Here is an 11135-nt window from a genome sequence, read left to right as displayed (position 1 = left end):
TTCAGCCTTAGCTTGGGCATCTGCAATGGCTTTGTTTTCTGCTTCCAATGCGGCTTGTGCTTCTTCTGTAGCTTTTGCTTCAGCCTCGGCAGATGCTGAAGCGATTGCTTTGGCCTCATTAGCGGCCTTTTCAGCGGCTTCGGCTGCAGCCATTGCTTGTTCGGCTGCAATTTTTGCATCGAGTGCAATTTGTGCCTCTTCGGCGGCCTTCCCTTCGGCTTCTGCAGCAGTCTGTGCAGCAAGCTCAGCTGCATGTTTTGCTTCTTCAGCGGCGGCATGTTCAGGAAGATTCAATGCATCCACGGTATTGCTTAGATTGCTGGATGATTCCTCCAAGGTGACATCATGAACGTCATTGGCATCAACGGATAAGGTTTCAAGTGGTTCGTCCAGGTCGAGCAGGTTTTCGGAATCGATCACGTCATCATCGATTGCTGCATTATCAATGGGTTCATCAGCGTCAAACAGAAGCTCGGAGTCCAATAATTCCTCCGTGCTTTCTGGCTCATCAGCATCGATCAGGAGATCAGAATCCATTAAATCATCAGAACCAAATGCATCTGTATGCTTTCCAGTTGGCTTGGTGTCATCATCGTGATTGGCCATTAGATCTCCAGTACAGTTAAGCTTGTTTGTGTTTAACGATAAATCCTAAAGAGCAAAGTGAAGTAGGACAACCCAATATCTTTACAGCTGATATTTATTTTTAATACGGTATTCAGGGCAGCTTGTTCATGCAATCCAGTGCAGCAAGTTTGTAACATTCAGCCAATGTTGGATAGTTAAACACATTCGCAACAAGATCTTGTACCGTACCATTAAAATGCATCAATAACTGACCGGTATGGATCAGCTCACTGGCGTGTTCTCCGACAATATGCACACCGATGAGTTTATGCGTATGTATATCGACAATCAGTTTTACCAGGCCATTGGCATCCCCGATAATTTGGCCACGAGCACTTTCATTGTAATAACCACGACCAACGACATATTGTAGCTGATCATGTTTTGCCTCTTTTTCTGTTTTCCCAACCCACGATATTTCAGGAATAGCATAAATGGCCATGGGTAGGTTGGCAGGCATAGCTTGGGATGTTTCACCGAAAGCATGTGCAACGGCAGTTCGTCCCTGTTCCATGCCGGTTGAAGCCAGGGCAGGGCGACCAATAAGATCACCAACGGCATAGATATGTGGTTGGCTGGATTGAAAATGATTATTGACTGTAATCCAGCCGTGATCGAGTTCGATACCAACCTTAGCAGTATCCAGACTTAGTGAATTGGCTTTGCGGCCTTGTGCATACAATACCGCTTCGCTACGAATTCTTTTACCTGATTCAAGTAGTGTCAGTACCTCTTCGCCTTCGTTTTTACGAATAGCGACGACTTTTTCTTGCATGAGTAATTGTACCCCCATGTTTTCAAAAGAGTCAGCCAATACACCGACCACATCATCACTGAGATAAGCAAGCAACTGTTCGTGTGAATCTACAATGCTAACCTCAACACCGAGGGCAGCAAAGATTGATACAAACTCACAGGCAATTACACCACCACCAACAACGAGCAGACTTTTAGGTAGTTTCTTCAGTTTCAGGATAGAGGTGGAATCGAGTACCGTTTGCTTATCAAATGGGATGTCGGATGGGCGTCTGGGTCTGGATCCGGTAGCCAGTAGTATTACACTAGCCGAGAGCATTCTGCTCTCACCATTGGTGTTGGTGACCTTCATGGTATGCTCATCTACAAAAGATGCCTCACCGGGGATCAGTGCCACGCCCGATTTAAGCAGCCGTTTTAGAATCACCGACTCCTGCTGTGCAATCACCATATCTTTACGCCGCACAACATCAGCCATTACACCGTAACGTGCAGTATGAGACGCTGTGTGCATACCCTGACTGGTACGTGAAGCAAGATAGGCCGCTTCACGTAGTGCTTTGCTGGGGATGGTTCCCGTTTGCAAGCCTGCACCGCCGATGCTTGATTTGCGTTCTATAATGGCAGCTTTTTTTCCCATATGGGCAGCCTGCCATGCAGCATGCTGTCCGGCCGGGCCGGATCCAATGATAAGAATATCATAATCCATGATAAATATTGCTCCTTAATTACTTCATAGGCTGAAATTCAGACGGATCCTGTTCAGCCATGTATTCATAGGTTGCCCAGCGCAGATCAACAGATTCCTGTGCTAATTTCATTAATCGCTCCGACTCTTCAGGATCATTTTTCTGTAATATTTTGTAGCGCATTTCAGTGTACGCGTACTCCTTCACCTTCATAGTCGGTGTAGGTGAGTCGAGAACAAACGGCTTTTTGCCAGCCTGTCGCAGCATTGGATTATAACGAATCAATGGCCAGTAACCGGAACGAACGGCCATATCCTGTTGATGCAGTCCCTGAGTCATATCAATACCATGCGCAATACAGTGACTGTAAGCCAGAATAATGGATGGGCCAGGATAATCTTCGGCTTCACGCATGGCCAGCAGTGTCTGCTGAGGATTTGCCCCCATCGCCACCCGAGCTACATAGACATTACCATAGGAGATCGCTTGCAGGGCCAGATCTTTTTTACCAACAGGTTTACCACCGGATGCAAATTTGGCAACGGCACCAATGGGCGTGGATTTGGATGCCTGTCCCCCGGTGTTTGAATACACTTCGGTATCAAGTACGAGTACATTGATATTGCGCCCGCTGGCCAGAGCATGATCAAGCCCCCCTGAACCAATATCGTAGGCCCAGCCGTCACCACCAATCAGCCATACACTGCGACGCACCAGATGATTCACGACGGTAAGTAGATTTTTAGCACGCACATCATCCATGCCTTCAAGTACCAGTTTGAGTTTTTCAACACGTTCGCGTTGTTGCGTCACACCATAACCGATGCTTTGGTCTGCATGGATCAGTTCATCGACAAAGGCGTGATCAAGTTGATCACGCATGGCATGCAGTTCTTGTTTGGCTAATTTGGTATGATGATCGGCTGCAATACGCATTCCCAAACCGAATTCGGCATTATCCTCAAATAGGGAGTTGGACCATGCCGGGCCTCTCCCTTCGCTGTTTACTGTCCACGGTGTGGCCGGAAGATTACCGCCGTAAATAGAGGAACATCCGGTTGCATTGGCTACCAGCAGACGAGGGCCGAAGAGTTGGGTTAATAGACGTACATACGGTGTTTCACCACAGCCAGAACATGCGCCTGAGAATTCAAACAGCGGTTCAAGGAACTGGGCACCGCGTACCGATGAGTAGTCGATGCTGGCACGATCATTGTAAGGAATAGATTCAAAAAATTTAACATCTTTGAGACCCTGTTCCATCAATGGCGCTTTGGCCGTCATATTGATGGCTTTTTTCGTGTTCGTTTCATCATTAGGGTCAAAAGCCGGGCATGCATGCACACACATTTCACAGCCGGTACAATCTTCCTGATAAATCTCCAATGTATAACGTGTCTCCGGGAATCCACGTGCGGATACCGGTGCAGAGGGGAATCCTGCCGGTGCCTTGTCCAGATGATCTTCATGATAGAATTTGGCACGAATCACACTATGCGGGCATACAAACGAGCAGTTACCACATTGAATACAGACATCAGATTCCCATTTTGGTACAAAATCGGAGATGTTACGTTTTTCCCACTGGGCTGTACCGGAAGGGTAGGTACCATCAACCGGAACCATGGAAACGGGCAAGTCATCGCCTTTACCGGCTAACATAGGGGCAGTAACTTGCTGCACAAATTCAGGCGCGTGCGGTGGCACCATCAGATCCATCAGACGATCACTGCTGACGGTTGCGGGTACATTCACCTTGTTCATGTGATCAAGGGCAGCATCAACCGCTTTGTAGTTCTGTTCGACAACATCCATACCTTTCTTGGCATAGGTTTTTTTAATGGCTTTTTTAATCTGATCAATGGCTTCATCGCGTGGCAGTACACCCGATAGCGCAAAGAAACAGGTCTGCATGATGGTGTTGATGCGGCGGCCCATGCCAGCATCCCGTGCTACGGTTGAAGCATCAATGACATAAAAATCGATGTTTTTATCAATGATATTCTGCTGCACGGGTTTTGGCAGCTCATGCCAAATGTTATCAGCCGATGTAGGACTATTGAGCAGGAACACACTGTTCTGAGCTGCTTTATTCAGCATTTCTACCTGAGAGATAAAAGATGCTTTATGACAGGCGATAAAGTTAGCTGAATCTATCAGGTAGGGAGCACGAATTTCATCAGGCCCAAAACGCAGATGTGAAACGGTTTGGGAGCCTGCTTTTTTGGAGTCATAAACAAAATAACCCTGACAATGCAGCGGTGTGTTTTCACCAATGATTTTAATACTGTTCTTGTTGGCTGAGACCGTACCATCAGAACCAAGACCGTAAAACAGGGCGCGGGTAACATTATTCGGTTCGATATTGAAACTGTGATCAACCGCAATGCTGGTGAATGTCACATCATCATTGATACCAACGGTGAAATTATTTTTTGGCGCATCCTTGTTCAGTTCATCAAAAATGCCTTTCACCATGGCCGGAGTGAACTCTTTGGAGGAGAGGCCATAACGACCACCAATCACACGTGGCAATGCAGCAAGTTCACCGATCATGACCGATTCGGAAAGTGAGGCCATCACATCTTGATAGAGTGGCTCTCCACGGGCTCCAGGTTCCTTGGTACGATCTAGTACAGCAATCTTTTTGACCGTTTCCGGGAGCGCAGCTATCAGGTGTGCGCGGCTGAATGGACGGAACAGACGAACGGTAATCACACCAAGCTTAGCACCTTGCGCATTCAGCACTTTAATAGTCTCTTCGATGGTTTGTGCTGCGGATCCCATGACAATAATGACATGCTCGGCATCAGCCGCACCGAAATAATCGAACAGGTGATACTGACGGCCGGTCAGTTCAGCCAGTTGATCCATGGTGCCTTGCACAATGGCGGGTAAATTATCGTAGAACTGATTGGAGGATTCACGGCCCTGGAAATAGACATCTGGATTTTGCGCGGTGCCTCGAATAAATGGGGTGTCCGGATTCAGCGCACGACGGCGATGGGCATGAATCAACTCGACATCAATCATGGCGCGAATCTGATCATCCGAGATTAAGCTTACTTTATTGATTTCATGTGAGGTGCGGAAACCATCAAAGAAATTCATGAATGGAATGCGTGCTTTCAGCGTGGCTGCATGGGCAATCAGTGCAGAATCATGCGCTTCTTGCACAGATGCGGACGACAGCATGGCAAAGCCTGTGGAGCGAGCCGCCATCACATCCTGATGATCGCCAAAAATAGAAAGGCCCTGAGTAGCCAGTGAGCGGGCTGCAACATGGAACACCGTGGAGGTCAGTTCACCGGCGATTTTGTACATATTGGGGATCATTAATAAAAGCCCCTGTGATGAGGTGAAGGTGGTGGTCAGAGCGCCGGTTTGCAATGCGCCATGTGCTGTACCAGCAGCGCCACCTTCAGATTGTAGTTCGATCACTTCAGGCACCTGGCCCCATACATTTGTTAACCCATGTGCCGACCATTGATCACACAACTCGGACATGTCGGAGGAGGGAGTAATCGGATAGATGGAACAAATTTCGTTGACTCGATATGCGATATGGGCGACACCGGTGCCACCATCAAAAGTGATTTGTTTGGTTTTATTTGAATCCGTCATTATTAATCATCCTTTATCCACATTTGTACAAACAGGCACAGTCAAAATAATTTTTACCGCTAAGTACGCAAAGTTCCGCAGAGTAAAATCTATAAATAGCAAAGCCCGAAGGATTGAATTGCTCAGCGCATGCAATTGATTCCATAACAATAGAAGGTCGTTAGCATTGTTATTCATCCTTACTTACCTTTTCTTTGCGTAACTTTGCGGCGCATGCCTTTGACTATTCTTTAACCATTTCAATGGCGTGGCATGGGCACTGTTCAAAGCAGGAGGCGCAACCGGTGCATTTATCGTAGTCATACAGATAACGTTTCCCTTTACCCAACTTAATAATGGCATCTTCAGGGCAGGAGCCGTAACACCCATCACATTCAAAACAGTTACCACATGAGAGGCAGCGTTTGGCTTCAAACAGTGCTTCCTTCTCACTATAACCCTGTAAAATCTCTCCAAATCCACCAATGCGATCTGCCGGTGATAGTTCACCCTGAGCACGTTTAGGTGCTTCGGTACTGTACCAGAGCTGTAATTTATCATGTTCAATAATTGGGTTTTTGGCGGCTGGTTTGTACACATCCCCCCGCAGCCACGCATCAATATAACGGGCCGCTTTTTTGCCATGGCCTGTTGCGATAGTGACCGAACGTTCGGATGGCACCATATCACCACCGGCAAAAACGCCTGCAGCTCCGGTCATCATATTGGGACCGACAACAACGGTACCGTCATTGTTGAATGTGATGCCTTCGACCTGTTTCAGAAAGCCTGTATCAGTATCCTGACCAACGGCCATAATCAGTGCATCGGTCTCCAGCGTTTCTGTCTCACCTGTAGGTTGGGGACGTCCATTTTCATCCAGCGCCATCACCTCAACGGTCATGGTGGTGCAATCAATCTCTTTGATGGTGCGCAGCCAGTTGATTTTCACGCCTTCTTCGATCGCTTCATCGGCCTCGAAATCATGAGCTGGCATGCTTTCCCGGTCTCGACGATAAATAATGACTGTTTCATCAGCACCAAGCCGTTTGGCAGTACGCGCCGCATCCATTGCTGTGTTACCACCGCCATAGACTGCAACCCTGCGGCCAAGCTGTAGATCTTCACCATTTTCAACACTTTTGAGGAAGCTGACAGCATCCAACATTTTGCGAGCATCGCGGCTGGGTATTTCTATATTTTTACTCAGATGTGCGCCTACAGCGACAAATACGGCATCGAAATCACCTTCAGCTTTGGCGGCTTCAATATCATCAACACGACAATCAAGAACGATTTTAGCTCCCATGTCGACAACACGTTGAATTTCACGGTTCAACTCATCACGCGGCATACGATAGGCAGGGATACCAAAATGGATCATGCCACCGGCGAATGGGCCGGCCTCGCGAATTTCAACGTCATGACCCAGACGAATAAGATGATAGGCGGCTGAGAGTCCGGACGGTCCTGCACCAACAATCAATACGCGTTTACCACCGGCCGGAGCTGTGAATGTAGGCTTCCAGCCTTTTTCCAGAGCAAGATCACCCAGGAAACGTTCAACAGCATGAATGCTAACTTCCTGATCGGTATGGGCACGATTACAGGATGTTTCACACGGGTGGTAACAGACTCGGCCATGAATGGCAGGGAAAGGGTTATCTTCGAGTAATTTTTGCCAGGCCGCTTCATATTCACCATTTTGGGCTAGATCTAACCAGCCTTGAATATCTTCACCAGCAGGACAGGCATGATTACAAGGTGGTAAAAAATCCATATACACCGGTTTACGCAGGCGATGTGCTCCTGTTCCAGTATCATGCTGGGTAAGATCCAAGCTGCGTGTCATATATTTATTCGAGGTCATAGATTCACTCTCTTATGTCAATATAGTGTTCTTGAAGATAACGTACTATAGGTCTAAAAGAGCTTGAAAGCGACAAAATGATTAGGGTTATTGATGTTCGCTTTTGTGTTGATTGTTGTGGTTTCAATGACCGCTATATGTTCCGTAGAAGTAGGATAATTAACGTCGTAAACAGCCTGAATAATTGTCGATTAAGGTTTACTGCAGTGGGTGAAAACGCATGCGGTTATTCAGAAAGAATGCATAGCGTTCACGCGGCAGTTCAAATGGAGCTGCCGCATTGATGGCGCGTATCAGTGATGCATCCATGGCAGCATTTCCTGAGCTTTCCAGTATGCGAATAGATGCAATGTCACCGGTTGGTAATAATTTCATTTCTACCAATGGATCATTGAACCTGGAAGCGCTGGCTGAAACCTTCCAATGCCGTTGCACTGCTGCGGTGATCAGAGCGATGTAACGCTCTTTTTCACTGTTCGATAACTGCTTGCCAGCAATATCAGCTTTCTCAGGACGAGAAGTGGTGGCTTTTTTTACTGGAGCAGTGGTATTGCTGCTTGATACAACAGGCGCGAACGGATCAAAGTCAGGATCTACTTTGGCTGCTTTGCTGACAGTCTTTTTGGCAGGTTTGATTTTAGCAACTGCTTTGGCTTTGGGGGCGGGTGTTTTCATTTTTGGTTTTGCTTTGGCTTTTGGTTTTATCTTAGGCTTTTTTTTCTTTGCTTTGGCCTTAACTGGAGGGCGTTTGATCGCTTTTCTTTTGGGTTTGGCTTGTTGTTCCAGTTTGGCCAGATCTTTGGCAGAAATCATCATCACTTCAATACGCTTTAATGGCTCGTTTTTGTGTTGTTGCTGCCAGAATGCAAGTACAGCAATGATGGTGAAGACCAGCACATGAAACAGCACAGCAATAAGCAGATCCAATGATTTCAGACCTGCATTGTGTTGATGACTTAAGCGTTTAGCGACGTGGCTCTGTGACAAGGCCGACCTTCTTAATACCAGCTGTTTCCAAACTGCTCATAACAGATGCAATACGCCCATAGGGTGTTTTGGCATCACCACGAATGAATACAGGAATGCCGGGTTTCTGCTTTTGCATCGCTTGAATTCGTGGTGCTAACTGTTCAATTTTAATGGCATGTTTCTGCATAAATATTTCACCATTGGCGCGGATGGAAATGACCAGTGGCTCAATGTTCTGCTGAAGTGCCGATGATTCAGTTTCCGGCAAATCCACATTTACCCCTTGGGTGAGAAGGGGGGCTGTAATCATAAAAATGATCAGTAGTACCAACATGACATCAACCAGTGGTGTGACATTAATTTCACCCATGGGTTCCGTGTCCTGGCTCCATTTACTTTTTCCGGCCCACATAATTTATCCTTTGATGTGACGCGAAATGATATTCAGAAATTCAGAACTGAATTGTTCCATATTTCCAGCAGTTCGTTTCAGATCAGAAGTGAATTTATTGTATGCCACCACAGCAGGGATAGCGGCAATCAGTCCGAAGGCGGTAGCAACCAGTGCTTCCGCGATGCCTGGTGCAACGGCAATTAATGACGTGTTCTTGGTTAAGGCGATGCTCTGGAAGGCGTTTACAATACCCCAGACGGTTCCAAACAGCCCGATGAACGGGGCGGTGGAGCCGACAGTGGCCAGAAATGCCAGGTTGCGTGAAAGCTTTTCCATCTCTCTGGAAAAAGCCGCATCAAGTGCTCTGCGGATGCCATCAATGCCACCGGCAGCTGTGATTTTTGCGCTGTCATCGCGTGTGGCCTGGCGTGTACGCATAAATTCACGGTAACCTGCCTGAAAAATATTGGGTAATGGAGAGTCAGGATATTGTTTGGGAATACTGGCTAGAATGGTATCCATATCCGATCCGCCCCAAAAGGCTTGAGAAAAAGATTCTGCTTCGTGGCGTGTTTTACGATAGAAACGCCATTTGTTGAAAATGATCGCCCAGCTCATGATCGATAGTAGTATCAATAACAGCAATACGCCCTGTACAATAAAACCTGCATTAAGAATAAGGTGAAGAATGGATAAGTCCTGACTCATGAAGCTGACTCCTCGTTGTTTGTTAAATAATCGTGTAATGTGTTGATGATGTTAGCTGGAATACGGCTGACATTGCCATCACGGTTGATGCAGGCAAGATGAATATCACCTTCGGTAAGCAATGTGTGATCGTCGTCGCGATAAATTTGCTGCTTGAATGCAATGCGTGCGCCGCGCATGTCAACCAGACTACTGTGAATCAATAGTTTTTCATTGAAGCGGGCAGGAGCATGGTAGGAAACATTGGCCTGACGTACGGCAAACATCACCCCATAGTCTTGTTCAATCTGATCCAGCTCTAAACCAGCGGTGCGCAAAAATTCACTACGCGCACGTTCCATGAATTTAAGATAATTGGCATAATATACCACGCCACCATGATCGGTATCTTCATAATAGACGCGAATAGGCCACGTCTGTGTGCTACAATTGATAGCATTGTTCGCCTCTTTTTTCACAGCAACGAAGCCTGTTTGCCATCAGCTGGCAGAATGCGCTTCATGTGGCTATATGCCAGGGCTGTAGCAGTGCGTCCACGTGGGGTGCGGGCAATCAAACCTTCCTGCAACAAAAATGGCTCTAACACATCTTCAATGGTGTCACGTTCTTCGGAGATCGAGGCGGCGAGTGTATCCAGCCCAACCGGTCCACCATTATATTTATCAATAATGACCGACAACAGACGACGATCCTGATGATCGAGACCAAGGTGATCAACATCCAGCCGCAGCAATGAGCTATCGGCAACGACCTTGCTAATGGCACCATCGTGCTCTATTTCAGCAAAATCACGTACACGGCGCAACAGACGATTGGCGATACGCGGGGTGCCGCGGGAGCGTTTGGCAATTTCAAATGAACCGCTTTCTTCTGTAATAATATCAATCAGTTGTGCCGATCGGCTAACAATACGGCTGAGCTCTTCATGGGAATAAAATTCCAGCCGTTCGATAACACCAAATCGGTCCCGAAGCGGGTTGGTTAACAGGCCTGCGCGGGTGGTGGCGCCAATCAGGGTGAAACGGGGAATATCCATCTTAATAGAGCGGGCAGCTGGCCCCTGACCAATAACAAGGTCTAGTTGAAAGTCTTCCATGGCCGGGTAGAGAATCTCCTCCACCTGCGGACTTAAACGATGAATTTCATCAATAAAAAGTACATCGCCTTCTTCTATGTTGGTTAACATCGCAGCCAAATCACCGGGTCGTTCGATGACCGGGCCTGAGGTGCTGCGAATGTTGACGCCCATTTCAGTGGCAATGATATTCGCCAGCGTTGTTTTACCGAGACCCGGCGGCCCATACAACAATACATGATCCAGCGATTCACTGCGTTTGCGGGCGGCCTGTATATATACTCTCAGGTTGGCTCTTATTTTTTCTTGCCCTACATATTCGTCGAGCTGCTTGGGGCGCAGTGCAGCATCCCAGTTATCCTGACCAGAATCATTACCATCCATCAGACGCTCTTCTTCAGGCTGCTCTATAAAGGAGTGGAGTGGAGTGAAATCACTATCCAT

9 protein-coding genes are annotated in these 11135 nt (G+C 47.3%); all 9 read right to left on the bottom strand.

Annotated elements, in window-relative coordinates:
- Window positions 1-606 (bottom strand): hypothetical protein (locus D8Y20_RS11830; protein ID WP_201265639.1); only part of this gene is annotated, 606 nt, incomplete at its 3' end.
- Between the two features lie 112 nt (window positions 607-718).
- On the bottom strand, window positions 719-2092 hold the full coding sequence (gene sthA, locus D8Y20_RS11825) for a Si-specific NAD(P)(+) transhydrogenase (protein ID WP_121543915.1): 1374 nt from the start codon (window positions 2090-2092) through the stop codon (window positions 719-721).
- 19 nt (window positions 2093-2111) lie between these two features.
- On the bottom strand, window positions 2112-5696 hold the full coding sequence (gene nifJ / locus D8Y20_RS11820; RefSeq protein ID WP_121543914.1) for a pyruvate:ferredoxin (flavodoxin) oxidoreductase: 3585 nt from the start codon (window positions 5694-5696) through the stop codon (window positions 2112-2114).
- 223 nt (window positions 5697-5919) lie between these two features.
- Window positions 5920-7545, bottom strand: coding sequence for an NAD(P)-binding protein (locus D8Y20_RS11815; RefSeq protein ID WP_121543913.1), 1626 nt, complete (start codon window positions 7543-7545; stop codon window positions 5920-5922).
- Between the two features lie 198 nt (window positions 7546-7743).
- Entirely contained in the window at window positions 7744-8532 is a 789-nt protein-coding gene (locus tag D8Y20_RS11810; protein ID WP_121543912.1) for a TonB family protein, read from the bottom strand.
- Complete coding sequence (gene tolR, locus D8Y20_RS11805; RefSeq protein ID WP_121543911.1) at window positions 8510-8926, bottom strand: protein TolR; 417 nt, start codon at window positions 8924-8926, stop codon at window positions 8510-8512. Before tolR ends, D8Y20_RS11810 begins: the two co-directional genes overlap by 23 nt.
- Before the next feature lie 3 nt (window positions 8927-8929).
- A complete protein-coding gene (tolQ, locus tag D8Y20_RS11800) occupies window positions 8930-9616 on the bottom strand; it encodes a protein TolQ (protein ID WP_121543910.1) in 687 nt (228 codons plus the stop codon).
- A complete protein-coding gene (gene ybgC, locus D8Y20_RS11795; protein ID WP_255418421.1) occupies window positions 9613-10074 on the bottom strand; it encodes a tol-pal system-associated acyl-CoA thioesterase in 462 nt (153 codons plus the stop codon). The genes tolQ and ybgC overlap by 4 nt, the downstream gene beginning before the upstream one ends.
- A complete protein-coding gene (gene ruvB, locus D8Y20_RS11790; RefSeq protein WP_121543909.1) occupies window positions 10071-11135 on the bottom strand; it encodes a Holliday junction branch migration DNA helicase RuvB in 1065 nt (354 codons plus the stop codon). The genes ybgC and ruvB overlap by 4 nt, the downstream gene beginning before the upstream one ends.

Origin of the sequence: Mariprofundus sp. EBB-1, from assembly GCF_003665155.1 — a bacterium.
In the GTDB taxonomy this organism is placed as follows: Bacteria; Pseudomonadota; Zetaproteobacteria; order Mariprofundales; family Mariprofundaceae; genus Mariprofundus.
The sequence above is the reverse complement of the archived record's forward strand: the minus strand, read 5'-3'. Positions and strand labels throughout refer to the sequence as shown.

Coding starts and splice junctions, on each gene's coding strand:
- sthA (WP_121543915.1), bottom strand. CDS start 2,092: ATGGATTATGATATTCTTATCATTGGATCCGGCCCGGCCGGACAGCAT.
- nifJ (WP_121543914.1), bottom strand. CDS start 5,696: ATGACGGATTCAAATAAAACCAAACAAATCACTTTTGATGGTGGCACC.
- D8Y20_RS11815 (WP_121543913.1), bottom strand. CDS start 7,545: ATGACCTCGAATAAATATATGACACGCAGCTTGGATCTTACCCAGCAT.
- tolR (WP_121543911.1), bottom strand. CDS start 8,926: ATGTGGGCCGGAAAAAGTAAATGGAGCCAGGACACGGAACCCATGGGT.
- tolQ (WP_121543910.1), bottom strand. CDS start 9,616: ATGAGTCAGGACTTATCCATTCTTCACCTTATTCTTAATGCAGGTTTT.
- ruvB (WP_121543909.1), bottom strand. CDS start 11,135: ATGGATAGTGATTTCACTCCACTCCACTCCTTTATAGAGCAGCCTGAA.